23 protein-coding genes and 3 pseudogenes are annotated in these 24,178 nt (G+C 61.3%); 7 read left to right on the top strand and 19 right to left on the bottom strand.

Features of this window, described 5'->3' with window-relative positions; all coding sequences use genetic code 11:
- Positions 1-23 precede the first annotated feature (23 nt).
- The 3 genes and pseudogenes from AC0L3L_RS16830 to AC0L3L_RS16820 form a co-directional block, all read left to right on the top strand.
- Positions 24-923 (top strand): LysR family transcriptional regulator, encoded by a 900-nt coding sequence (locus AC0L3L_RS16830; RefSeq protein ID WP_473638404.1) that lies wholly within the window; start codon positions 24-26, stop codon positions 921-923.
- A gap of 264 nt (positions 924-1,187) precedes the next feature.
- A complete protein-coding gene (locus tag AC0L3L_RS16825) occupies positions 1,188-1,820 on the top strand; it encodes a DUF6088 family protein (RefSeq protein WP_473638403.1) in 633 nt (210 codons plus the stop codon).
- Positions 1,817-2,176 (top strand): annotated as a pseudogene (locus AC0L3L_RS16820) (nucleotidyl transferase AbiEii/AbiGii toxin family protein); the annotation flags it as partial. The gene AC0L3L_RS16825 and the pseudogene AC0L3L_RS16820, both read left to right, overlap by 4 nt.
- Positions 2,177-2,858: 682 nt before the next feature.
- On the opposite strand, the gene AC0L3L_RS16815 reads toward AC0L3L_RS16820, so the two are convergent.
- The 7 genes and pseudogenes from AC0L3L_RS16815 to AC0L3L_RS16785 all read right to left on the bottom strand — a co-directional run bounded on the left by AC0L3L_RS16815 (position 2,859) and on the right by AC0L3L_RS16785 (position 7,869).
- The gene (locus AC0L3L_RS16815) at positions 2,859-4,130 is read right to left on the bottom strand and encodes an L-fuconate dehydratase (protein ID WP_473638402.1); all 1,272 of its coding nucleotides are present in this window, start codon (positions 4,128-4,130) and stop codon (positions 2,859-2,861) included.
- A gap of 115 nt (positions 4,131-4,245) precedes the next feature.
- The gene (locus AC0L3L_RS16810) at positions 4,246-4,884 is read right to left on the bottom strand and encodes a Rossmann-fold NAD(P)-binding domain-containing protein (RefSeq protein WP_473638401.1); all 639 of its coding nucleotides are present in this window, start codon (positions 4,882-4,884) and stop codon (positions 4,246-4,248) included.
- A gap of 100 nt (positions 4,885-4,984) precedes the next feature.
- Positions 4,985-5,158: pseudogene (locus AC0L3L_RS16805) on the bottom strand (complex I NDUFA9 subunit family protein); the annotation flags it as partial.
- Positions 5,159-5,234: 76 nt separating this feature from the next.
- On the bottom strand, positions 5,235-5,561 hold the full coding sequence (locus AC0L3L_RS16800) for an antibiotic biosynthesis monooxygenase family protein (protein ID WP_473638400.1): 327 nt from the start codon (positions 5,559-5,561) through the stop codon (positions 5,235-5,237).
- Positions 5,562-5,596: 35 nt separating this feature from the next.
- Positions 5,597-5,852 (bottom strand): annotated as a pseudogene (locus AC0L3L_RS16795) (NADH-quinone oxidoreductase subunit D); the annotation flags it as partial.
- 167 nt (positions 5,853-6,019) lie between these two features.
- Complete coding sequence (locus AC0L3L_RS16790; RefSeq protein WP_473638399.1) at positions 6,020-6,439, bottom strand: CBS domain-containing protein; 420 nt, start codon at positions 6,437-6,439, stop codon at positions 6,020-6,022.
- Positions 6,440-6,690: 251 nt separating this feature from the next.
- Positions 6,691-7,869 (bottom strand): RHE_PE00001 family protein, encoded by a 1,179-nt coding sequence (locus tag AC0L3L_RS16785; RefSeq protein WP_473638398.1) that lies wholly within the window; start codon positions 7,867-7,869, stop codon positions 6,691-6,693.
- Positions 7,870-8,100: 231 nt separating this feature from the next.
- Here AC0L3L_RS16785 and AC0L3L_RS16780 point away from each other — a divergent pair, with 231 nt between their 5' ends.
- Together AC0L3L_RS16780 and AC0L3L_RS16775 are read left to right on the top strand one after the other, a co-directional pair.
- Complete coding sequence (locus AC0L3L_RS16780; RefSeq protein ID WP_473638397.1) at positions 8,101-9,192, top strand: hypothetical protein; 1,092 nt, start codon at positions 8,101-8,103, stop codon at positions 9,190-9,192.
- Between the two features lie 8 nt (positions 9,193-9,200).
- A complete protein-coding gene (locus AC0L3L_RS16775) occupies positions 9,201-10,370 on the top strand; it encodes a site-specific integrase (RefSeq protein ID WP_473638396.1) in 1,170 nt (389 codons plus the stop codon).
- Between the two features lie 161 nt (positions 10,371-10,531).
- Here the strand turns inward: AC0L3L_RS16775 and AC0L3L_RS16770 are convergent, their stop codons facing one another.
- The 11 genes from AC0L3L_RS16770 to repC (AC0L3L_RS16720) all read right to left on the bottom strand — a co-directional run bounded on the left by AC0L3L_RS16770 (position 10,532) and on the right by repC (AC0L3L_RS16720) (position 20,639).
- A complete protein-coding gene (locus AC0L3L_RS16770; RefSeq protein ID WP_473638395.1) occupies positions 10,532-11,014 on the bottom strand; it encodes an RES family NAD+ phosphorylase in 483 nt (160 codons plus the stop codon).
- Positions 11,011-11,442 (bottom strand): antitoxin Xre-like helix-turn-helix domain-containing protein, encoded by a 432-nt coding sequence (locus AC0L3L_RS16765; RefSeq protein WP_473638394.1) that lies wholly within the window; start codon positions 11,440-11,442, stop codon positions 11,011-11,013. Before AC0L3L_RS16765 ends, AC0L3L_RS16770 begins: the two co-directional genes overlap by 4 nt.
- 88 nt (positions 11,443-11,530) lie before the next feature.
- On the bottom strand, positions 11,531-12,736 hold the full coding sequence (repC, locus tag AC0L3L_RS16760) for a plasmid replication protein RepC (protein WP_473638483.1): 1,206 nt from the start codon (positions 12,734-12,736) through the stop codon (positions 11,531-11,533).
- A gap of 157 nt (positions 12,737-12,893) precedes the next feature.
- The gene (gene repB / locus AC0L3L_RS16755; RefSeq protein ID WP_473638393.1) at positions 12,894-13,892 is read right to left on the bottom strand and encodes a plasmid partitioning protein RepB; all 999 of its coding nucleotides are present in this window, start codon (positions 13,890-13,892) and stop codon (positions 12,894-12,896) included.
- Between the two features lie 79 nt (positions 13,893-13,971).
- Positions 13,972-15,150, bottom strand: coding sequence for a plasmid partitioning protein RepA (gene repA, locus AC0L3L_RS16750; protein WP_473638392.1), 1,179 nt, complete (start codon positions 15,148-15,150; stop codon positions 13,972-13,974).
- Between the two features lie 398 nt (positions 15,151-15,548).
- Positions 15,549-16,436, bottom strand: coding sequence for an ArdC family protein (locus AC0L3L_RS16745; RefSeq protein ID WP_473638391.1), 888 nt, complete (start codon positions 16,434-16,436; stop codon positions 15,549-15,551).
- Between the two features lie 228 nt (positions 16,437-16,664).
- Positions 16,665-17,720: a Fic/DOC family protein gene (locus AC0L3L_RS16740; protein WP_473638482.1), complete on the bottom strand. Its 1,056-nt coding sequence runs from the start codon at positions 17,718-17,720 to the stop codon at positions 16,665-16,667.
- A 70-nt stretch (positions 17,721-17,790) separates the two neighbouring features.
- The gene (locus tag AC0L3L_RS16735) at positions 17,791-17,997 is read right to left on the bottom strand and encodes an antitoxin VbhA family protein (RefSeq protein ID WP_473638390.1); all 207 of its coding nucleotides are present in this window, start codon (positions 17,995-17,997) and stop codon (positions 17,791-17,793) included.
- A gap of 119 nt (positions 17,998-18,116) precedes the next feature.
- Positions 18,117-18,449, bottom strand: a complete 333-nt coding sequence (locus AC0L3L_RS16730; protein ID WP_107652808.1) for a DUF736 family protein — start codon at positions 18,447-18,449, stop codon at positions 18,117-18,119.
- A gap of 397 nt (positions 18,450-18,846) precedes the next feature.
- Positions 18,847-19,368: a thermonuclease family protein gene (locus AC0L3L_RS16725; protein ID WP_473638389.1), complete on the bottom strand. Its 522-nt coding sequence runs from the start codon at positions 19,366-19,368 to the stop codon at positions 18,847-18,849.
- Positions 19,365-20,639, bottom strand: coding sequence for a plasmid replication protein RepC (repC, locus tag AC0L3L_RS16720; protein ID WP_473638388.1), 1,275 nt, complete (start codon positions 20,637-20,639; stop codon positions 19,365-19,367). The genes AC0L3L_RS16725 and repC (AC0L3L_RS16720) overlap by 4 nt, the downstream gene beginning before the upstream one ends.
- 524 nt (positions 20,640-21,163) lie before the next feature.
- Here repC (AC0L3L_RS16720) and AC0L3L_RS16715 point away from each other — a divergent pair.
- Positions 21,164-21,439, top strand: coding sequence for a hypothetical protein (locus AC0L3L_RS16715; RefSeq protein WP_473638387.1), 276 nt, complete (start codon positions 21,164-21,166; stop codon positions 21,437-21,439).
- 365 nt (positions 21,440-21,804) lie between these two features.
- On the opposite strand, the gene AC0L3L_RS16710 is transcribed toward AC0L3L_RS16715, so the two are convergent.
- Entirely contained in the window at positions 21,805-22,242 is a 438-nt protein-coding gene (locus AC0L3L_RS16710; RefSeq protein WP_473638386.1) for a cupin domain-containing protein, read from the bottom strand.
- A 633-nt stretch (positions 22,243-22,875) separates the two neighbouring features.
- Here AC0L3L_RS16710 and AC0L3L_RS16705 point away from each other — a divergent pair.
- On the top strand, positions 22,876-24,171 hold the full coding sequence (locus AC0L3L_RS16705; protein ID WP_473638385.1) for an ROK family protein: 1,296 nt from the start codon (positions 22,876-22,878) through the stop codon (positions 24,169-24,171).
- The last annotated feature ends 7 nt before the right edge of the window (positions 24,172-24,178 follow it).

Genomic DNA, 24,178 nt, shown 5'->3' with positions numbered 1-24,178 from the left:
GCGCCCTTTGCAATGGTGATGAGATGGGCGAGCTCGAATCCCTTCGTGTCTTCCTGGCGGTCGCCGAGCACCGGAGCTTCAATGGAGCCGCTCGCCAGGTCGGCATGACTCCCGCCTCCGTCACGCGTGCGGTGGCCGCGCTGGAGGAAAGGCTTGGCGTGCAGCTTCTCCTGCGGACCACGCGGCAGGTGTCGCTCACCTCGGCAGGAGCGGTTTATGCCGCGCGCGTCGCTCCGCTGGTGCACGGAATCGCCGAAGCGGCTTCCGAGACGATGGAAGCGCAGGGCATCACGTCAGGCCTGATCCGTGTCAGCGCGCCGATGTCGTTGGGACTGAAGCTACTTCCGGCGGTGCTGTCGCAGTTCGCGACGCTCTTTCCGCAGACCCATGTCGCGCTGACGCTATCCGACCGTTTCGTCGACATCGTCGAGGACGACTACGACTTGGCCATCCGTATCTCCGGTCCTCCCTCTGACAAGTCGACGATCTGGCGGAAGGTCTGCAGGGTGCCCCGGACGCTCGTCGCCGCTCCCGCCTACCTGGCCCAGCGGGGCGCTCCGGAGAAGCCGGAGGACCTGACCGGGTTCTCGTGCCTGAGCTACAGCCAGGACGCAGGGATAGAGACCTGGGAACTGTCCAAGGGAGCGAGCCGCCGCAGCCACAGGGCGGAAGGCGGCTTCAGCGCCAACAACGGCGACTTCCTTGCGCGGCTCGTGATGAACGGGGAGGGCATAGCGCTCCTGCCGCGCTTCATTGTCGAAGACGATCTTGGCACAGGACGCCTGGTGGAGGTCCTGCCGGAGTGGACCGCGCCGGAGATCTGGCTGACGCTCTACTATCCGCCCTACGCGCAACTGCCGCTGCGGGTGGCGACGTTCTCGGATTTCTTCGAGCACTACGTGAAAGACACCCGGCCTCTGTGAGCGACAGAGTAGTCGGGCAAGTCGGGGGGTGCCGTCGGCCGCTTCTCCGCTACCTCCAAAGAAGGGAGGACCCTCTCGATCCTGATTGCCTGCCTCGAGAGGAGCGAGTTCGGGAAGTCGCTTCTCGCCGACTTCGGTGTTCGCGCGGGCTCTCGGGCTAAGATTGAAACCTACACCGAAGTCGTCCTGAAAAAGGGCGGAGACAAGACGTTCCGGCCCGATGGCCTGCTGATCCTGAAGACAGGAAGCAAAACCTGGACGGCATTGGTGGAAGCCAAGGTAGGGAACTCGGAACTGACACCGCAGCGGCTCGACAGCTACCTCGATATTGCGAAAATGAACGGTGTAAACGCGCTCATCACTATCTCGAATCAGTTCGCACCGTTGCCTTCGCATCACCCGGTGCAGTCGAGCGACCGGCCGCGCACGAACAACCTGACTTGCCGCGCCACCGTGCCGGATTATCGAGCTGTGATCCGCGCCGTCACGCGCCGCGATCGGGCGCGCGCCGTCATCGATGGTATGACGGCCGCCAACGACCTCGGCCTGACGACCGCCGTCCCCGCCCGAATAGAAGTGCTGGTCGATGCGCGGTTGAAGCCAATCAAGCTCGGCACGCAGGAAATCCACTTCAAATACGCTGCCCCTAGCCGCCTCTATTGGGCGGATCGGCCGGGGATGCGGGTCGTCCAGGCCTTGCATTGGATGCAGGACATGCTGACCCAGAAGTTCAAACGGAAGCGTATCCAGGCGACGTTGCTCCGCCTGTTTGCCGACCCCAAGCACGGCGAGGCCATTCGCGAGGATCTGCGCGCCGGTCTCTCCGCCGTGCCGATCTGGATGCAGGAGTTCCTCCGCGAAATCCTGAGGGCGGATCCGCACGAGGCGAAGCCATGAGTACCGATGCTTACCGCCAGATCATCGCGGCATCCCCACGCGACCGGCTCGACCTGTTCCTCGCCACGGCCAATCGGATCGGAGCTCCGGTGGGCAATGTCGAAAAGGATTTCTGGGTCTGCTGGACCCTCAATTCGCTCTACCACGAACGGCCTGCGGGGGAGCCACGGCTGCTTTTCAAGGGCGGGACGTCGCTGTCAAAAGGCTATGGCCTCATCCAGCGTTTTTCCGAGGACATCGACGTTACCGTGTTCCGCGACGATCTCGACGAGGCTGCGTCCGTCGAAGAGCTTGAGGGACTGTCGAACAAGAAGCGCCGCGCCAAGCTCGACGCCATCCGGGACGCCTGCCGTGCGTAAGGCCGACGTAGCGGGCGAGCTAACCGTTGACATAGACACTGGGCCACACCGCCGGGCCAAAGCGTCAACCCCCTCTATTCGGTTCCAAATCTACAGGAAGCGAGGATCAGAGAAGACGGTCAGAAGAACGTTCACCGTCAGCGTTCATCTGAGTGGGGAGGTGTCAGTGTCTGCGCGCGGGATCGTGGCGAAAGAAGTAGGAAACATAGGGGATAGGTCGGACGAGCGGTTCCGCAACTTTGTAGCCGAACTGATCGAGGACGCCGCTAAGGGCACTTAGCCAGCAACCCATCGAAGGCAGCTCATTCGACGCGAGCAGCGGATAGTCGGGGCCTTCTGCCCCGGAACAAGCCCGTCCTGGCAGCGATTACGCGCGCCGCCGAGCGCAACCATGCTGTATCGACAGAAGCCCAGGCGGAGATTGCGGAGGCGATCAGCCGGGTGGCGAAGGTCGCCGCGAAAGCGGCCAATAAATCGGAAGCAGTCGACGGCTTGCGCGATCTCGATACTGCCTTGCAGGGCATTGATCAATCGAAGGCCCCGCAAGGCAGTGCCGCGGGTGCTATGGGCGCGAGTTCGGCTGAGGGCGAGCGAACTCCCGCTACCGGCTGCTTCCCGGCTGGTCAGTCTGCAAAGACTGTTGCGGAGAAGGAGAGCAGCCAATTTGCGCAAGCTCGATTCACCGATACCGGTATTCGGCGATGGAGTCTGGCTTCATCTCGATCGAGAATCCCGGCAGCTTCGGCGGCATGTAGGCGGCATTCTCGATCAGGCACGGCTCCAGGAAATGCTCGTGCAGGTGGTCGACATACTCGATCACCCTGCTGTCCTTGGTTCCCGACACCGCGACATAGTCGATCATCGACAAATGCTGGACATATTCGCACAAGCCCACGCCGCCGGCATGCGGCCAGACCGGCAGCCCGTATTTCGCCGCCATCAAAAGGACCGCCAGCACTTCGTTGAGACCACCCATGCGGCAGGCGTCGATCTGGACGATGTCGATCGCGCCACCGGCTATCATCTGCTTGAAGATGATGCGGTTCTGGCACATTTCGCCGGTAGCGACCTGCACCGGCGCGACCGCCTCGCGGATCTTTCGGTGACCAGCGACATCGTCGGGGCTTGTCGGTTCCTCTATGAAATAGGGTTTCGCAAACGCCAGCTTCTTCACCCAGTCGATCGCCTGTCCGACCTCCCACACCTGGTTGGCGTCGATCATCATGTAGCGATCCGGGCCGAGCACCTCGCGCGCAATTGTCAACCGGCGGATGTCGTCGCCGAGATCGCGGCCGACCTTCATCTTGACGTGACTGAAACCCGCATCGACCGCTTCCTGACAAAGCCGGCGCAGTTTCTCATCCGAGTAGCCTAGCCAGCCTGCCGACGTCGTGTAGCAAGCGTAGCCTTCACGCTCGAGGGTAGCGATTCGCTCCGCCTTGCCGGGTTCGGCACGGCGCAGGATTTCCAACGCTTCCCCGGGCGTCAGCGCGTCGGTGAGATAGCGAAAGTCGACGATGCGCACGATCTCCTCGGGGCTCATCTCGGCGACGAGACGCCAGACCGGTTTGCCCGCTTCCTTGGCCCATAGATCCCAGACGGCATTGACGACCGCGCCGGTGGCAAGGTGCATGGCGCCCTTGTCCGGACCGATCCAGCGCAATTGGCTGTCGCCAGTGACATGCCGCCAGAACCGGCCCGGATCCTCCTTGATCCAGTGCAGTTCGAGGCCGACGAGAAGATGCGTCATCGCCTCGATGGCGCGGCAGCAAATGTCGTTGCCGCGGCCGATGGTGAAGGTCAGCCCATGTCCTTCGAAATCGCCTTCCGTCTCCAGCACGACATAGGCGGCTGAATAATCCGGATCGGGATTCATCGCATCCGATCCGTCCAAGCTTTGCGACGTCGGAAAGCGAAGGTCGTGGGTGCGAAGTCCGGTAATGCGGGTCATCTCAAATCCATCGATATGAACATAGCGCCGAGGTCAGATCGTCCAACCTCCGTCGATCGCATAGGCCTGGTCGGCGGTGTATGAGCCTGCGAGCAGTTCCGAAGAGGATCGTTGATCAAAGATCGCGTAACATCTCCTGGAGTAGCTCCTCGACAGAGTGCGGCGAAATTCCAAGTTCTCCCAATCCGGGCATCTCCGGCGATGACACGTTGTCGACCTGCATCAATTCCACTTGGTTCCGAGTGACGAGCGGACTCGGAAGCATTTCCGAGGCCCATGCCAGTGCGTGCCAAGCGGCAAATGGCGCTGGTATCAGTATCGGTCTAAGACCGGCTTGGTGCGCAACGGCTCTGAGACATTCCTTGTAAGAGTAGACGCGAGGACCGCCGCACTCATATGTGATCGCATGCGTTCCCGTCTCCTGCAGCGTTCTTGCGATCGCCTCCGCCACATCGTCCACATAGGCCGGCTGCAATCTCGTCAGGCCGCGACCGAACATCGGATAGATTGGAAGCCGGCGGAGAAGTTTGAGGATGACGGTGAGAAACGCGTCATCCGGTCCGAACATCACCGCCGGGCGGATGAGTGTGGCGTCGGCAAACGCCGCCCGAACCGCCAGTTCGCCTTCGCCGCGCTTGCGAATATAGAGTGACGACGAGGCAGCATCGGAACCGATTCCTGAAACGTGAGCGAGCCGTTCGACGCCGGCTCGGTGTGCTTGAGCTGCTACCCGCTGGGCCGACTCGACATGCACGGAATGAAAGGTCTCCTGCCCGCGTTCGACATAAAGACTGACCGCATTTTACCACGCCGTAAGCGCCACCAAGCGCATCGGCGACCGACCGCTCATGGTGGATATTGGCTTCGACTGATTGAAGTTGCGGATCATCAGAACCGAACAACTTCTTGCCCCGTTCCGGATGTCTTGATGCGATCCGAACGAAAAACTCGCCATTGCGGAGATGCCGAACAACGCGGCGGCCGAGAAAACCGGTTCCACCGAACACGGTGACGACGCGATGGTTCATGGCAGCCATGGCTTAGACTCGTCAGCTTATCCCGGCTGTCTCGACCCCGGCGGTTCAGGTCACGTGGCCAGCAGGCCTACTGACCACTATCTATCACCTGGGCCACCTCGTACAGATTGGGATCGATCTCATCCGTCAACTGATCGAAGTGACCCCACTCCTTGCGAAATTCCGGCGATTGATGAGCCGATCGCAAGAGATCGCGATTCTGCCATTGGACGTAGTTAACGATGCGCCGCCCGTCGAGGCTGCGATGCAGGCTGATTGAGATGAACCCAGGCTGACGCGCCATAAAGCGCGCGCGCTCGGTCATGACGGACAATGCCTCGGCCTGCTTTTCCGGTTCAGAATCGATGATTGTGATTTGGGTGACGGGCTGGTTGTCGGCTCGGATCTGTGTCATGGAGACCTCGCTGGATTGGCAGTTGGATGGGCTGGCCGAGCTTGGGAATTAATGCCAAGTAGTCTCTCGGCCGCCACGCAGAACGCATGCTCTCGGTTCATCGGCGCGACGTAATCGAGCCGGTTGAAGTAGGGCGCCTTCGACAGCTTCGGTCCCCCGGTGCAGTAGCCCGATACGCGGATCGACGCGCTCAGCTATCTCTCCATCGAGTTCGAGAAAGAGGCACAAACGGGGCCCCGGGTGCTTGGCCCCAAAATTGATGGTGAAATTGCGGAGAGCAGTTTCGGCCATGCCGATCTCACCTCAGTTGCAGGTTCAACGCTGCCCACTTCTGCTTGTTCCGAGACGCCTAAGCATTCGGCGGTTTAAGCGATGCGACTCAAAAATTTGGGGGCGGCATGCCTGGTTTCGCTAAGCGCATGCCGCCCCCGTCTCTTTGTCGCAAGCGTCCCTGAACCTCAGGCGGCGTTCAGGTGCCGTTCAGCGTCACGTGCGGCGATTTTGGCGAGCGGCGCGAGGATCGAACTTTCGCCCTTCAGGGCGATATCACCCAGCGAGATGAGGCCCGTCATCCGCTTCTGCCGGTTGAGCACTGGAAGGTGATGTACCTGGCGCTCCTGCATTTGCCCGAGCGCCTGCTCCAGTGTCTGGTCCTCGAAACAGAAGAATATGCCGGGCGACATCACCGCGCGGCACGTCAACGCATCGAGGCGTTCGCCGGCGGCCACGCCGCGGCAGGTGATGTCGCGATCTGTGATCATGCCAACAAGCCGATCGTTCTCGCCGATCGGCACGCAACCGATACCTTCATCACGCATGACGCGCGCGACTTCCTGTATCGGCGTATCGGGGGAGTACCAACGCACTTCGCCCGTCATCGCTTCCTTTACCAGCATGGTAGCCTCCATGTGGCCTGGTCCCATCGGGATCGCGGACGGATGCAGCACAAAGACGGGACCGGGCAATGGTATTGCTGCGGACAGTACCGCCCGCGAAGTCCCGGCCATAACTATGTAGCCGGACGATGCGGTCTGACCAGCCCATTCAGCCGACAGATCCGAAAAACTGAGCTGGCCGCAGCGCGGCCGAGATCGGTGGCGAGACAAGCACCGCAGCACGGACAGAAGTATTAAAGGATCCCCCACGCCCGGTAGCGCCCCCGTCCCGTCACCTCCCGGATGCCGAGTTCAGCGACGAGGTCGAGCGCGGCGCGCTGGCTGATTTTCAGCTCGGCCGCGATCAGTCCCGCCGACACCACAGGCTGCGCCAGAACCAGTTCGATCAGCGCCGGCAGGCTCGAGCTCTTTCGCCGGTTCCTGATCCGGCGTTCCATCTGGCCTTTGGCCATCACCAGCCGATCATGCTCCTTCAATCCGGCCGCGGCGGCCTCCGCAAAAGCATCGAGGCTGGCCAGCAGCCGGACGATCCGGACCGGGCTTTTGCGCCGGTCGCGCGGAACGGTCCGCAGTCCGGCATGCAGGCAAAACAGATGCGAGCCGACCTTGCCGTGCTCCCTGAGCAGCGCGGCGACCAGCAGCGGACCGAGCCAGTGCTGGTGCTGCAGCGGTTCAATGTCCTGCCACGCCTCCCAGGCGATCGTCGCGGCCAGTACGGCCGGCATGGTTTCGCCGCGCAGTTTGTCGACGACGGCGAGCCAGTCGGCAAGCCGCCGGTCCTCGTCCCAGTCGAGATCGCGGATCAGCGGCCCGAGACTGTCCGGCAAGGCCTGCCGCGCGTTTGCCCCCTGCCCTGCCGTGTCGACCTCCGGGCTGTCCGCCGCGCGCGGCGCGAACTTTTGGCCCGCCAGCAGCCGGCTGGAGCGTGCCAGCACGGCGTCGATCTCGGCCATTTCTTGTGCCAGGGCATCGGTTTGTTCAGTCTCATCGGCAAGCCCGCTGTCGCCGGCGTCGTCGTCCGGTCCGGCGGCGGCCGCCGCGGCATCAGCACCGGAGCCGCCCTGCCCTTCACGGCCGCGCAACGCCAAAATGCCGACGCGAGAAAGCGCCCAGTCGGGTGGGTGCAAAAGAATGCGGCGGCGGGCGCGCAGCACGGCATGCGCCCGGGTGAGTTCGTGGGTCGGCGTGCGGATGTCCATGTGGGCATCATGCAAGACGAGGTCTTCTGTGTGGACGAGCTCGCCGTCGAGCCACAGCGCGGCGGCCGCGTCGGCGAAGTGGGAGCGTTCGCCAAAACCGAAGCGGACCGGGCTTTTGAGCACGCGCTCGTCAAGGCGCGCCAAAAGGTCTTCGGCACGGGCGAGCGGCCCGATCAGGGCCTTCAGGGGCAAGTTGGCAAGATCATAAGTCATTGATTCGATTGTATGTCATTCGCGAAACAGAAGCTATCTTGTATTTCACTTCCGTCACAGGCGATGATCCCGGGACAAAAGCTCACTATCGATAATGACCTCTTATCGATAGTGATTGTTTTTGCGGCGCAAATCAGCCAGAATCGCCCTCCAGAGCCCGCCGGCGACGACAATCGGGCTTGCCATCGACGAGAAAGCGTTTTCTTTCGTTCCCGCCGCAGAGAACCTTGCATGATCACCGACCCCGTCCGCCTGCCCGACCCTGCTTCCGTCGAAACCGTGCTCGCATCTCTGGAGGCGCAGTCGGCCGACGCCGCGCTCGCCCCTGCCCTCAACAAGGCCTTTCCAGGCTTTGCCTTCACCGACGTGACGATCGACGATCCCTATTGGTGCAACCCTCACGCAGTTGTCGCTGCCGACGGCACGCGTTGCGGCGACCACCGTGCCTGGATGGAGAGGGGGCTGGCCGAACTCAACGGCGATCTCACCGCCTTCTGGAACCGGCATCGCGTGGACGGGGAAAAATTCGCCGAATGGCGCGGCGCCAGCGCCTTCGCCTTCGCCCCGACCGGGCCGGGCGTCGCCGATTTTTTGCAACTCTCGCTCGGCCGCGAGCTCGAGGTCCTGGCGGGCCCCGTAGTCGATCCCGACTACCGCCCCAACAGCGTCGACCATCTCTTCGAGCCGATTTGGGTTTCTCGCGATTCCGCTGCCGAGGCGCAGCAACTCGCAGGGCCGGTCTACCGGCTGCGCGGCCGCGCCGGCGGCGGCATCGTTCACATGCGGAGTTTTTTGACGCGCCGGAAGCGTATCGAACGCGAGCAGCGCGAGGCAAGCCGTCCCGAGCTGGCGAACCGTGTCATCCGCGAGGTCGGTCCCGACGGCAAACGCGACACCGCGTTTTTAGACGCCAATCCGGACTGGTTCGATTTTGTCCCACGTGAAAACCGCTTTTTTGCCGACTGGGAGCGGTCGAGCGCTTGCGCCCACCGCATTTTTGACCATTGGGCCTTCGACATCCACGATCGCGAAGATCGTGGCCGGCGCGAGATCGGCTTTATCCCGCGGCCGCTCAAAATGCCGGCCGAGAAGCTGCCGTTGCAAGAAGGTATTTCGGTGCACCGCCTGATGGAGCGGACCGAGGCGATCGACGCCGAGATTGGCCTGCCCTTCGCCTGGTTCTTTCTGATGACGCACGGGCACTGGGTCGATCCGGACGTCGGCGACACCATCGCCGACGGATTGCGTGCCGGCCGCGTGCGCCTGCCAGACCGCGATGCAGCCGTGCTGCTCGCCTGGGCCGACAAAAAATATCTGTTCTGAGCGCCGACATGGATCTTCGCCTGCCAAAGCCCGTACCCGACCAAAAACTGCGCCGTGCGGAGGCGCTCGATGCGCTGGATTCGGTGTTGCCATTCGACCGGCGCGATTTTCTGGCCGAAATCCTCACCGACGACGACGTCGCCACACTGCGCCATCTCGCCAAAGAAGGCATCGGCGAGAATTCGCTGCGGGCGCTGGCCTCCGACCTCGGCTATCTCGAGGCCTGGTCGCTCGCCGCGACCGGTTTTTCGCTCCCCTGGCCGGCGCCGGAGGTGCTGCTGATAAAATTCGTCGCCCATCACCTGTGGGATCCCGCAAAGCGTGAAACCGACGTCTCGCACGGTATGCCGGAAAACGTAACGACGGCGTTGAAGTCGGCCAAACTGTTGCGTGTCGATGGACCGCACGCGCCGAACACCGTGCGCCGGCGTCTGTCCAGCTGGTCGACGCTGACTAAATGGCGCGGTCTTGGGGGAAAATTCAACGCGCCGGGCCTGCAGAGCGCGATAAAACTGGCGGTGCGCGCCAGCGCCCGCCCGCGCGGCCGCAAGAGCAAGAAGGCGGTGACCGCCGACATTTTGACCGCGCTCCTAAAAGCCTGCGCCGGCGACCGTCTCGTCGACGTGCGCGACCGCGCCCTTCTCATCACCGCCTTTGCCTCCGGCGGCCGCCGCCGCAGCGAAATTGCTTCGCTCCGGTTCGAGCAGATCGTCGAAGAAGAGCCGGTACCCACCGATCCCAAGGCTCCCGACGGCGAAAAACTGCCCTGTCTGTCGATCCGGCTCGGCCGGACAAAAACGACACAGGCCGACAGCGACGCTTTCGTGCTGCTGGTCGGCCGGCCGGTGCTGGTCTTGAAGGAATGGCTCGAGCGCGCCGTGCTCACTGAGGGCGCCGTCTTCCGCGGCATCGACCGCTGGGGCAATCTCAAAAAACGGGCGCTGACGCCGCAGGCGGTCAACCTGATCCTGAAGCGACGCGTCGCCGAGGCCGGGCTCGACCCGGCGGCGTTTTCCGCCCACGGCCTGCGCTCCGGCTATCTCACCGAAACCGCCCGCCGCGGCATTCCGCTGCCCGAAGCCATGCAGCAGTCACAGCATCGCTCGGTGCAGCAAGCGTCCAACTACTACAATGACGCCGAGCGCACGCTCGGGCGGGCGGCGCGGATCATCGTCTAAGTCGCAGGGGCCAAAAGTTCTCCGGCCATTCCCTGCGCGCCGAGCCTCGTCGGCCGAGGTCGAGATGACGTGGAAATACTAGCGCCGACGTGACCGGTTCCACGTCAATCTCACCAAGGTCTCGGGGTTGTAGCCGACAGAAAGCCTCTTCCCTTCCCCCGTTACGCGCCAAACAGCCGCCGGTCCCAGTAGACGGGCTGGTGCAGACTTGTCCGAATCCTTGAAAACTCCGGATGCGCCGGATTGATCAGCACATTGTAATCGAGACGCGCCACAACACTCGGCACCAGCAGGATGACGCTGCGCCGTTCTAAACACCAGGTTTCACCAAATCCCTTGCTCACCGTCGCCGGCATCGTGTCCCAGCCGGGCAGTGACGGCTGGGAAAAGACCTCGTAGCTCAGTCCGCGCGGGATTGTGATTTCGATGTAGTGCTGGTTGGGCGGCAGTCGGCCGCTGCCATGCACCAGCTTTTCCAACAGGGCCGTCGAATAGTGCTCGCTGGTGTAGATGATAGGACTTCCGGGCGTGTTCCATCGCCCTGGCGCGATTGTCGAGCCGGTCGCATCGAAGATCGGGTAGGTGCCGGCCGGATCGCCGATGCGAAAGGACGATAGTGTGCGATCGAGAGTCTGCGCCGTCACGCAGCACTGCCGTACTTCAGACCTGCGAGGATACCCACCACCATTTCGGCGCCGAACTCGCTCAGGATAACGACATCGATTGGTCGCTTGTCCTCGATCATCGGGTGCGGCCGAAACAAGAAATCGCGCGCTTCCTCTTCGTTCTGCCAGACATCGACAGCAAGGCCCCAGACGCGCGCGACGCGGGCCAATCGTGTGCCCTCGTCCGACGAGAGGCGATGTACCGCCTTGCGCCGCTCGTAGGTCGCCTTGGGGATCAGCCGGTATTTGAACTGAGCATCGCCAGGCGCCAGAAGATGCGCAACGCGCTCGAGCGCCCCAATGGGAAGTCCATGCTCGATCAGGGAGATCAACCCGAAAGGCGACCGCGCCGCCACCTCTTTGACGGGCAGCCCCAACACGTCGGCGACATTTCCGAACGCTAGCATTTCACTCTCCATTCCATTTGAGGCAAAATATAGCCTCACTTGATGCGCCATGCAAGCCCCGCATCAGCGCGAACCGATCCGCCAACGGTTACCCTGTCATCTTTGTTGTCTCGCCGTTCGCTCGCAATGCCGCCATCAGCATAGGCCCGACCGAAAACTCCCCTGCCCTCGCCTTCTCGGTGAGAACGCGCAGATAGCCGCCGGCTGAATCGATGTGCTGTGCCCGGTGCAGAATGCAGGCAATCACCACTGCGGCGATCTCCTGACCCATGACATGGCAGGCATCCTCATACGCCGACGGCGAAACGCCCAGGTATCCCCGCACCTGGGCGGCGGTTATCATGAAATCGCGCCAGTTGCCGATGCCGTCGACGGCGTACTCCGCGATTTCGGGGCAGGCCTTCAGCACCAGCCCCAGCGGGTAGGTTTTCGGGGACTCTGCGGTCCTCGTCCTTGGCTCGGCCGCCGACCCGCTTTTCTCCAAAGCAGGTTCAAATTCAAAAATAGAGTCGGTATTTGAATCAGATTGCTGCCGCTCGCTTTGGGACTCATTGCCGCTTGGATTCGTGGATTCCATATGGATTTCCAGCAGGTTATCCACGTCCTCACGCAACGCGGCCAGATCGGCCACGATAGGCTCGAGCTCGGCAATGCGGGCTCGGCGCGGAATTGCCTCCACAACGGCGCGGAAACGCCTCCACAGGCCTCCCCAGTCGCCCGGCACGTCTTCCTCAACGGCCGCCTCGACCAGCTTCTGGATATCCCGGCGGTGCAGCGTAATGCGTTCCCTCATAAGCCTGAGCGCCCTGTTGTCGGCGCGAACACGCTCGGCCGCCGCCTCGAACTCTTGAGCACGGGCCAGCAGCGGCGCCAGCGAGAAGCCAAATGCTTCCTCGATCTCCCCACCCCTGCCCTTCCGTGCATAACGCTTGCCGTTCGGGCTGTCCCGACGGATGACTAGACCGCAATCCACCAGTTCCGCCAGGTTCCTCCGCAAGGTGGAATCGGGCATGCCGTGCGCCCTGAGGGACAGCTGTGCGTTCGAGGGAAACACGATGAGGCCGTTTTCCTCGCTCAGCTCACTGTCAGGATAGAATGACAGCAACGCATTCAGGACGGCCAGGGCGCGATCGCCGGTGCCGACGATGCTTTTGCCCTCGCAGAGGTTGCGATAGATCTGCCACTTGTCGACGACCCTGCCTTTGGGGATCTCACGTGACTCGTTTTGCGCTGCCAGCATGGCAAGCGACATCGGCCGCCGCCCAAAGGGCGTCGTTGCAATACCAGTCTCCATTTCTTCCTTCGCCTTCAATTAGGCAAAAGAAATCCGCTCGCCGAATCGACGCTTAAAACTCTTGACACTGATTCGCGGAAATGAGATTCTCGAATTGTCTAGATACGAGAAGGGCTTCCGCTACGGTGACGTTCGGGGGCCTTTTTCTTTTGCGGTTTCAGTCTCCTGTTTGCTTCTCTTCCAATTCCCTGAAGGCTCGATAGAGCTGCTCCAGGTTCTCGGAAAGGTACGCACCGAAACGGGAGGCGTCCTTGGCCTTCAGAGCTACTGTGAACGCATTCCCGGTGTCCTTCGTGGTCACGCTGACCGATTTGCCTGCCAGAGACCAGGATTTGGCATTGGCGGACGCACCTGCCCCCTTCTTGGGTTTTCTGGATGTCTTTAGAAAATTGAAGAGGATGTTGAAGCGGTCATCGGTTGCCGCCGACTTGAATTCCCCGGTCTCAACAAGTTCCTCAGCCTTCATCAGATTTGACGGCTTCTCGATTAGCAACGTCAGATCAAGCCAGCGGTCGCGGCCGATTCCTTTTGCGGCTCCGATCGCATGGATGATGGAATTTGGAATGCGTTTTGTGACCGAGAGCATTCTCGTAAGCATGGGAGCGTCGATCGCCAAAGCTGACTGAATTGTTTCCCTGTCATGGCCGAGATCCGCCAGATTCTGTGCGAACACCGCCCGCTCGATGAAAGACAGATTGGCCCGTGCTGAGTTTTCCTGTCCCTGCGCAACCACATGATCCCTGTCATGAAGTTCCTTGACAACGGCGCGGACGGGTTTCCCAAGTTGTTTTGCCACGCGAGCACGACGGTGACCGAATACGATCTGATAGCGTCCGTTTTTCGTGGGGTGAGGCCGAACCAGAATCGGACTGTCCTGTCCCCTCTCCCTAATGGCTGCCACCAATTCACCGAAGGCTTCGTCGTCGTCTTCCATGCGATCGGAAACAAACGAGCTGTCAATGAGACTGGGATCGAGGTCGACCACCGTTTCACCTTCAAGCAGCCTTTCGGCCTTTGCCGCCTGGGCTGCAAGCTCACCGATGGAAGACAGCATCGATCGCGAGGCGCCACGCGTCGCGTAACCAGCGGTCGCCTGGCGATCCGGCTTCGTCGTCTCCGCTTGCGTTATGCCCAATAGCACGTCTCGCCTTGCCATCTTCAGCTGCTCCGAAAATGAAACATGTCATTGTCATCGTTGACGAAAACCCGCGATTGTACGGCTGACAACAGAACGGTCATTGCCTGCGTCCCCATGCTTGGTGGACGAGAGCGGCAATCTCCCCGTTTACGGCCGTTAAGGATTCCATTGCGCGGTCATATGTCGATCGAGTGAATTGCGACCGCTCGACTTCGTACAGTGTCTGTTTGGTCAGCCCTGCGTCCGAGATCGCGGTCGACTTCAGCATGTGGTTCTTCAGCATCTGCTTCGCGAACATGGACTGCATAAATCCGACCATCTGGGTCTGCGGTATGTCTGTAGGTTCGAACCGGGTGACGAGATAGCGGAACCAGTTCAGAGACACCTTCACGCCAGCCCCCTCGATCGACTTAAGGATTTCGCCGAGCATAAGCAGGAACTGGCTCATGCTCATGATATCGAGCATCTGCGGATGAACAGTGATCAGAACGGAGGTCGCCGCGGTCAGCGCCGTCAGTGTCAGGTATCCGAGCTGCGGCGGGCAATCGATGACAACGACATCGTAATGGTCATCAACCTCGGCCAACGCATCCCCGATGCGGGTATAGAACATCTTCCCTGCATTGGACCCTTTGTTCTGCATCGCCAAGGGTGTGTCGTATTCGTACTCCTGAAGCTCCAGGTTCGCGGGCACGATGTCCAGGTTCGGAAAATTCGTAGGCCGAATGACCTCGACGATCGACTTCTTCTCGTCGTCGTATCGCAGCGACTCATACAACGACGGGTTTTGGTCCAGTTCGGGTTGGATGCCGTGAAGGGCAGTGAGAGATGCTTGCGGATCGAGGTCGATCGCCAACACGCGATGACCAGTGAGCGCGAGATACTGCGCTAGATGCGCTGCAGTCGTTGTCTTGCCTGAGCCACCCTTGAAGTTGACGACAGCGAGGACCTGCAGCTTGTCGCCTAGCCGGCGACGTGGTTCGCGGTCGAGAAACCTCCTGAGCTCGTTCATCTGCTCCGCAGTGTACGATCGGCGTCCCGTCGAAGACGTAATCGGCTGCACGCCCTTGCCCTCCAAATGCAGCTTCTTCAGGTAGCTCTGGGACACCCCGATGTAATCTGCTACCTCAGCAAGCGAGAACTGCCGAAGCGTCTTCTGGGCATTCGGCGGAAACTTCTCGATACGGAGCATGTCGAGCTTGCGTGAAATCTCGCTGCCTTGGTCGAGAATGGTGTCTGCGAAGCCGGCTTCTTCAACGTGAGCGGCGATGTTCATGCACGCTGACCCCTTCAGGAACGATATTTTTGGGATTCCCCCCAAATTATCGTTACTATCGCCCGATTCTATCCGATCCGGCAAGAAATATTGCGTTAACAAAAGGTTAACGAGAACGAGCGAACGTCCTGTCCTACAACTTGCGGGCCAATAGTTGGCCTCCCTGTTGTTTTCATTGACGGAAACGTGGAAAAGTACGGCTGACAACTGGAATTCTCCACGAAGCCGGCAGCCGCTTACCGCAGCTCCCTTTGGTCCGTAAAAACCGGCCGTCAAAGCGAACCGTCGCGGCGGCAAAGCCGACTTGACAGCTGGTTTTCTGCGTTACCGGCGACTTAAGAGTGTCGACGGGCAACTCTGCCCGTCGATCGATCAAAGAGCACATTGGGAAAGCCGCGCTAGGCGGCTTCCAGTCCGGCCGCCGGCTGCAGAGTTGTAAGGTAGTCGACAGCGGCCTGCGCCTTCGCAGCGGCCGTGACAATGGCTCTTTTGTCGTTCTTAAGGACGGCGAGCCAACTTGCCAGATAGGCAGCCGTGTTGTCGCGCGGATCATGGGCAACACCCAGATCGGCGCAAAGAAACGAAGCGGCGAGTTCGGCAACGAGCTCTTCGACCGCGTAAGATTCGCTGCCGAATCTGCCGGTCAGATCGCGATCAAGGCGATGCTTCGCACCTGAGAAGTGCCCGAGTTCATGCAGCAGGGTCGAATAAAGGTGAACCTCGGTGTCGAAGCGCTCCCGGTCTGGCATCAAAATGTCGTCGGTGCTCGGCCGATAGCAGGCTTTTGTACCGCCGTAGCTGACCTTTGCGCCGGTATTTTTGATGAAGGCCTCAACGGTTTCGATGTGCGGGACAGGATTGGTTGGCAACTCCTCCGCCGGGCTGAAGAAGTGAACCGGCATGTTCTCGATCTGCTCAACGTTGAAGACGGTGTAGCCCTTCAGATATGGAATCGCGCGATCTTCGTCGTCTTCGTGATCCTTCGGCGTGAACGTGCCGTACTTGACGACAAGGGTGCCTTTTTCGCCCTTGCGGACCTGACCACCGAAGTCCTGGGCCTGCCGGTAGGTCATCCAGGTGTTTTCCTCGTAGCCGAACGTCTGGCCTGCGACCCACAGCATGATGACGTTGATGCCGCGATAGGTTTCACCGGTCGCGCGGCGCGGGATGATCGCGCTGCGGCGGGCATTGCCGCGCCAGGGGCGGATCCAGGGTTTGGTGCCGGCTTCAAGCTGCTCGACAATGGTGTCCGTGATGCGCTGGTAGGTGTCCTTGATGCTCGTCATGGCCGTCTCCATCCGTTGGTTGACGGCAAGGACCGGAGATAGCCGAAACGAGCCCATGCACCCCGTAGGGGCCGAAACGGAGAGGAGGACCGCGTCAGCGGTTGCATGGGGGAGGGGCTATCGTAGCTTGTCCGTCAATTCACCCGACGGATGGAGGCGGCCGGCCGCATCGATCATGCCTGGCCGGTCAACTACGGTTGCCGAGCAGCTTGAAGCCGGCGAGCGACGTTATCGTTCATGGCCATCGCTATCGCGCTCGCGAGCCCGCTGCGCCGCGATATCCGTCTCGATGGCCTTCAGCTCGGCAGGCGGCGTGTCTTGCCGGGTCGCTTCGGCGCGTTCGGTCTGCACGGGCGCCTCGATGGCCTGTGGCTCACGGCCAAGGCGGGAAAAGTCGGATCGGGCGGTGAAGGTGATTTCCGCTTCATCATCGGGCAGTCGTTCGGGCAGGTCCGCGCGATCGACGACGATGATCCGTTCGTCCGAGACGATGCTGGCGACACGCTCGTCATGCCCGAGCACCTGGCCGGTCACTTCCTCGCCTGGGCGGGCTGTGCGAACGTTGTGTTCAAACGGTACCTCGCCGCGCACCTCGAGGTCGGACAACGCGGCGCGAAGGGCTTCGCGGCGATTCGGGTCTACCGCGTCCTCGAGCACATGTTTCATGGCAGCGCTTGACGGGTCGTTCGTGGTTTCGATCGACGCCTCGATCATGCGCGGCTTGGTGATGACGGTGAAATCAACCTCATGGCCGTAGTGACGGCCAAGCTCGGCGATGAACACCTCCTGGGTGCGTCCGTTGCCCTCGCGAAAGGGATGTACATAATTGAGCTCGGCCATGACCTGGCCCGCACGCTCGGCGAACTGCTCTGGCGTCGAGCCGCGCAAGACATCGGGATCACGGATAGGCTTCAACGCCTCGTCGAGCCCCATCTCGATGCGCGAGCCGTGCAGGAATGCGATGCCGCCTTTGGAGAGGCCACCGATCGGCTCCACACGCTGCCCGACCACGATCGGGCTTTCGTCGCGTGTGTGGCCGGCCCATTCGTAGACGTCCTGAAAGATATGGCCATGAATAGCCTTAAGATGCGCCTTGTCGAATTGCCCTTGCGGGCCGTCGCCTTCGGCAATTTCCGCCATGCGGAAAGCCGTGGCGCGGTATTCTTCTATGCGGAGTTCGGAATGAGTCTCCATGCCGAACTTATTACGCAGCACATCGGTACGATCGGGATCGTCCGACGTGTTCGGATAGAAATAAGAACCTTGGGCAGGGCTGTCGGACATGGGCAAGGTCAACAAAAAAACCGCCTGCGTAGGGCAGGCGGCCTTCGCCTCTAGAGGTTGGGAGTCTCGATTACGCCCGTTTCGCCGGACGCACGACGCGCAGGCGATACTCTTCGCGGGTGATGTCGCCGGCGACATAGGCCGCCGTCGCTTCCTCCAGCACCGGATCGTGGGTGTAGCCCTGCCGGATATTGGCCGCGCGAGCCTGATCCGTCGCCTTGCGACGCCGGGCAACGGCCTCCGGCGAGCTGTCGGGACGGGTCGAATGAATGTTCATCAACAAATCTCCAATGGCAAAAAACATTAGCAGAAAAACCGCCGAAAATCGAGCGGTTTGCGGTATTTATCGACCTGTGAAGGGATGCGCCCGGCTCAGGGCCGGGCGCTTCACGTCATTCAATCGCGGGGATCCCATTCGATGATCGCCTGCAGGGTAGGATCGTCCTGGCCGGGGTAGCGGCCGAGATTGGCGTTGAAGCCGAGACGCTTGATCGACAGCGTGTAGTAGGGCTTCTTCGCCTCGCTGGTCTTCTTCCAGATGCCGCCGACCTCGATGTCATAGCCGCGCGGGGACTTGGCATAGACGCGGTGAGTCGGGGCTTTCTCGTTGCTCGAGTCGAACGGGACAACGTGGATGTCCAGGTCGCGATCGATGGTGGAGATAAGGCCGTTGCCCTTGGCGGCGTCCAGGTCGTCGGTGTCGAACTGGATGAAGTTGGTGGTGGTCATGTCAGTCACTCCTCTTTGGTGGTTGCGACGATTGTTCACGGGCACGGCGGAAAGCGGTGCGCACCGCAGGCCGAAGCGGTAGCGGAGGAAGCCGGAGGCCGGAAAAATTTGCTGCGCGAGGAAGCCGCAGGCGGGGAAATTTTTGCGGACGCCGGATTTGCGCAAACCGCATCGACGTGCGAACGAGCGTCAAAAGCAACCGCCATGGAGGGGTGAGGGGTGAACAACATTGGCTATCTGCCTCCGGATCGGTGACGGCCTGAAGCGGCAAGAAGTGACCTTATTCTATTCACAATCCGCGCCGTTACAACGGGTTTCTGCCATTTCACGCAGGAATCGAGAAGCAAATTGCTTCACCGCTTCTTTCAATTCATAGCGCCGATTTGGATATGTCCGGTCAAGGCGCCCGAGACTTATTAGCGCGCCGGTAGAGATGCGGACTTTCGACCTCGGCCGACCAGAGCCCAAGCCTTCGGTCTCGGGCGCTGTTCTCGGCCTCGCCATACTCGATCAGGTTGATCGGATGGGACGACGGCAGATATCGAAGCATCGACTCGGCAAGCCCGGCGCGGACCATCGCCAGCCCGACATCGGTTTCCTTGTAGAAGCAGTGCCCCACCAGGCGGCGATACTGATCGCGGTCGATGATCCGGCAACTGACGTATTTCCCATCGATCATTCGCCGAAGAAAGGCCCGGCCTTCAATGCCACATTGCCAGACCTCGCCATTGCGAAGGCCTGTCTGGCGGAGTTCGCAAGCGTCGATCGCCGCGATCCGGATGCGCTGCTGGCGCACGCTGATCGTGTCTCCGTCGATCACCCGGACAGTACCGGACCAGGTGGCTGAATCGGCCGCGGCTGCGCCGACGCCGATGCAAACTATCGCGACCGCAGCCGCCAATGCCGCTCGGAACCTCAATTCAACGCCTCCGTCATGTTGCGCGCCACGAGCCCGAACACTGACCGGGCAAGATGAAGCTCGCCGGCGGCCGCGCGCTCTGTCATGGCCCGCAAATAGCCGCCCGGCGAGGTAACTTCTTGCCGGTCGAACTTCTGCAGCGTCACCGCGACCGCCACGGCCGCCTGCTGCTCGCCCATTTGGTCGACCGCGCGGCGGCGCGCATCGTCGGAAATTCCAGCAATTCGGCACATCTGGGGCACGATTCGCGCCAGTTCGGCCCACGTACGGGGCAGGGCAAAGCCGTAGGTGCCTAGCGCCGGTATCGCCCGCACCAAGTCCTGCAAGGCCACAAGTGCCTGTGGTGGGTGCTTCGGTTGGTTGACTTGGCGCGAGCCGCCCCCCAGGCTTGCTTCATAAGCCCATTGGCTGGCAGAGCCAGCCTCTAGCAAACTGAATTGTTCGGCGTGAGCCGAACGCCGATTCTCGTTACTGTTCACAATAGGATCAGGGCTTGTAATCTGTTTGTGCATGTCGTTTTCGGCATTCGCGCATGCCGAATTTTCTGTCACCAACGCGGATTCCGAACGGCGGCAGAGCTGCAGGGCCCGTTCGATGAGCCACTCGAACAACGCCGTAGCGCGGCGCAAAACTGCGCTCGACGCCTTTGTGGCAATACCGACAACCGCAATGATCCGCTCAAGTCGCGCCTCAAGCCGTGATCGGGCGCGCTCTCCGGTGGCGGTTGCCAAAGCGTACCGGAGATTGCGCAGCGCCCCACGATAGCGGCGAAGTGCTGCGCTTGCGGCTGCTTTCTCGGCTTTCGCCTGCCGTACCAGCCCATCGAGCTCGCGGTAACGAACAATCAAAATGCGCATATCGATGCCGCAACCGTCGACAATCAGACCGTCGGCGTTGCGGTGCGGATAGCGCTTGTAATTGCCGCTGTCCTGCATGGTGACGAGCCCTGCGTCGAAGAGGTTCGACAGCATGCGACTGACCCGTCCGACCGAGCGATTGATCTCGAAGGCGAGCTGCTGGTTGGACTTGAAGATGATCGGCCGCCCGTCTTTGTCAAAGGCCTCAGGCGACGCCGTGTTGACCAACGTGACCAGAAGATGGCTTTCGCTCGCGTTAATCAAGCCCGTGCAAGGCAGGTTGTGCGCGAGCACGGCAAGCTGCCCGCGTGTCACCGATCCCATCTCGGCTGACACTGACAATCGCCGGTATTCGGTGCGTTGTGGCGTCACTCTTCGACCGATTGGCCGCTTCAGTGGCACAGCTTCTCCCATTCTCGTCTCCTTTTTGTTGGAGACCAGGCAAAGTAATCCCGTTCACCGAAACGGTGTTTTCAGGTTGACAGGGGAAGGGAGGTTTGCGAGAAAGATTTTGGCTTATTTTCACTGCAAACCGCTTCCGGGATTCGTTTCGGGGCGGTTTTTCTTTTTTCTGGTCGGTCTGTCTTCTCCGTCGTAAGCGCTGGATCGGCGACCCGGAATCATCGATTCTGGGTGATTTGCAGAACCATAAACTAAATAGCCAAATTGGCGCAACAATTGTGCTACCACCGGCTAGCAATCAAACCGCACTCCAGTCTTTTTTGGCCTGCTTCACAGCTCAAAGCTCTCCCGTGGGTTCTATCAGTTATACCTTATTGGATATATAGATGGCAGCAACGCACCGGCTGGGTACCCAAGCCGGTGCCTTTCTGCGGGCGGGAAGGGGAGTTTGAGGGAAGGGGGAACGGGCCTCCCCTCACTGGATCGGGGCCGGTCGATCCGACCCGATCGCATCAACGGCCGTTGAGTTGCGCCTCTTGGGCGCGCTCGATGAATATTCCCGGAAGGACAAAGGCTTCGAGCGCCGGGCGAAGCGCGTCCTGAATGTCGGCCCAATCGACATGTTTGTGGTTCTCGGCATAGGCCGCGATGAGCTTGCGGCAAGCAAGGGCGGCAAGACGGGTATCGGGCGAATGGGCGAGTGCGGATTCGGCAGATGTCGCACGGCCGAGCCGCGGGCGCCGCCGGACTTGGCCCGGATCGGCGCGGCAATGCTGCACCACGGCATCGAAATGTTGACAATGGCGGCCTGAGTTGCGGCGCAGTTTGGGGGGCTCGCGCGTTCGACCTCCTCGAACCCTCGCCAAGCCGCGGGATATTGGGCAGCGAAAGCCGGCAGACAGATGCGTCGTCGAGTTGCCGAGGCTTGAGGCTAACGTGATGCCACCCTTCTGTTGACAGAAATCGGTTGCGTGGCGTTGCGCTCGCACCTTAGCTAAGGACCCGATATAGCCGCGCGCCGGGAGCACGATGCTGAGCGAGGCGCAGCAAAGGGCGTCGTTCATCTCCGCGGCCAGACCCTCGAAGGCTATTTCTTAGTGCCGAAGCTACCGGTCATACGGGCCAGTCGCCGTGCTGGCGAAAGCTGGCGGCCTTTGTGTTTTTCTGACTCAGCTTTTCAGTAGGCGACCTGCCCGTCGCGGTTCGGTGTGCCAAGGACGTGGGTTCTCGGCGGCAGCATCACCTGGTCGAAGCTCTGCGTGAACATCGCTGCCGCGAAGAAAGCCACGGCGCGAAGCGTTTCAGTCCCGGTGTTCTCAAGATCGTGGCGCAATAGTGTGGGCAAGACAAACACGCTACCGGGCGCGACGGGGTGAGTGGTACCATCCTCGCAGTACAGCAGGCCGGTGCCTGCAATTATGTACTGGGTCTCCTCAGTGGCGTCAGTATGCCAGCCCAGACGGCCCCCTGGCTCGATCTCATACACAATTGTCGAAGAAGCCGTTGATCCGTTCCCGCCGAAACGGGCGAAGGCACCCTGCCAACGCACAGCGGGGTCGCTCTCTCCCCAAACCTTGGAGCGAGGCAGATTATTAGCATCGACAATCGGACTCATGCTGATCATGCCTCTTGTTGGATGTGATCACCGTACCGCATGATATCAACCGTCCAAAGCCGTTGCTTCAGACGCGGTTAAGAATAGCTTCCCGAGCACGGGAGACTGGTACAATGACCGCGCGCCAGCAGGATGGCGTCGAGTCGTTTAATTAATAAGAGCGGCTTCGCCGACACAGCATCTTGGTTTGGAAATGTGCGCCCAATGGGCCACCACGCTCGCCGGGTTAGCATCACCGCTTCATTATTCTACGGCTGGATTCTACGGCTGGAACGCAAGGGTTTTCCGACGAAGGCCGTTCTGGTGGAGCTTCCAAAGCCGAAGAAGAGTTGCGGTGGGGACTATCGCGGAAAGATCCTACAGTGCAGGAACGACGGGCTTGGAACCTTTGGCGCAGATTCGCGCGAACGCGAACGCCTTTGCTTCCGCAAGATCTCCATTGTCAGAAAATAACGGAGGTGCACGGGGCATAGGCCGACCCAAAAGGGAAAACGGCGGGGTCAGGAGACGCCGAGCTGGCGTCTTTGAACCTTGGCGACGCATCTTGTCCTGGCAATGCACGTTCCGAGTTTGTTGCCTGCTCGCACAAAGTGCTCGAAACCGGTAAGGTCCTGGGTTAGAAGAGCTTGCAAGATGCCCCTTTTGAAAGACCCGACGATGGACGATACCGACGATGGGCGCCCGAATGGCGGACGCAGCGCTCTGTTCACGCCGCCCGGCGATGCGTCCGGCGCGGAGCGGATTTCGCGCCGGCGCAAGGCGCTGCTGTCGTCCTCGATGGTCGGCTCGACCAATCGCAGCCGGGTGCTGCAAGCCTTGTTCGATCTCGGACCGACCAGTCGCGCCGAACTGGCGCGCATTGCCGGCGTCAACCGCACCACCATTTCCGGAATCGTGCAGCCGCTGATCGACGATCAGGTGCTGGTCGAGAGCGACCCGATTCCTGCCAGTCCAGGCGGCGGCAAGCCGGCCCGGCCGCTATGGTTCTCGCCCAATGCCCGTCCGATCTGCGGCGTGCTGCTCATGCCGGATTCCGTGCATGCCTGCGTGGCGACGCTCGACGGCAAGATCGAGTCGGAACGCAAGATCGTCCTGCCGGACGGCAGGGGGCCGGTCCAGCCAATCATCGAGGCGATCGCCGAATGCGTCGGCGACACGCTCTCCAGGGCGCGACGCAAGCCCCTCGGCATCGGTGTTGGCGTCGGCGGCATGGTTGACACCGATCGCGGGTCGATCGTCGCTGTCAATCTCGCGCCGGCGCTCGACCGCTACCCCCTTGCCGACGAGCTTGGGCGACGCTTCAGCCTGCCAGTCAAGCTCGACCATCATCCGCGCGCCTTGCTGGTGGGTGACCGCTGGTTTGGCGCCGGGCGCGGCGTCAGGCAGTTTGCGGTCGTCTACACGGGCGAAGTGCTGGGCGGCGCACTCTATTTCGACGGCCATCTCTATCGCGGCACGGCAGGCGCAGGCGGCGAACTCGGACACACTTTCGTGCAGCTCGACGGCGAGCCCTGCCGCTGTGGCAGGCGCGGCTGCTGGGACACCATTGCCACCTTGAGCTGGCTCCGGCGCGAGGCCGCCCGCGCGGCTCTGCCCGAACCCGACCTGATCGACTCGGCCCGTCTCGTCGACATGGCGGCGCGGCGGCTGCCGGGGGCGGCTGAGCTGCTCGACCGCTATGCCCGCAACGTCGCCGTCGGCATCGCCAATCTCCAGCAGACGGTGGCGCCCAACATTTTCATCATGCATGGCGACGTCGTGCTGGGCGGCGATCGCCTGCTAGGCGCAATCGCGGAGCATGTCCGCGCCATGGTTCCATCACGACCCGGCGGCGCCATTGAATTCATTGCCGGCGATGCAGGTGACCGGGCCGCCCTTCTAGGCGCAGCCGGTCTGGTGATTTCCGAGCTGCTGCAGCTTCCAATCTAGGCATTTC

It is taken from the genome of Mesorhizobium sp. WSM4849, from assembly GCF_055811385.1.
This window is presented reverse-complemented; position numbering and strand designations above follow the sequence as displayed.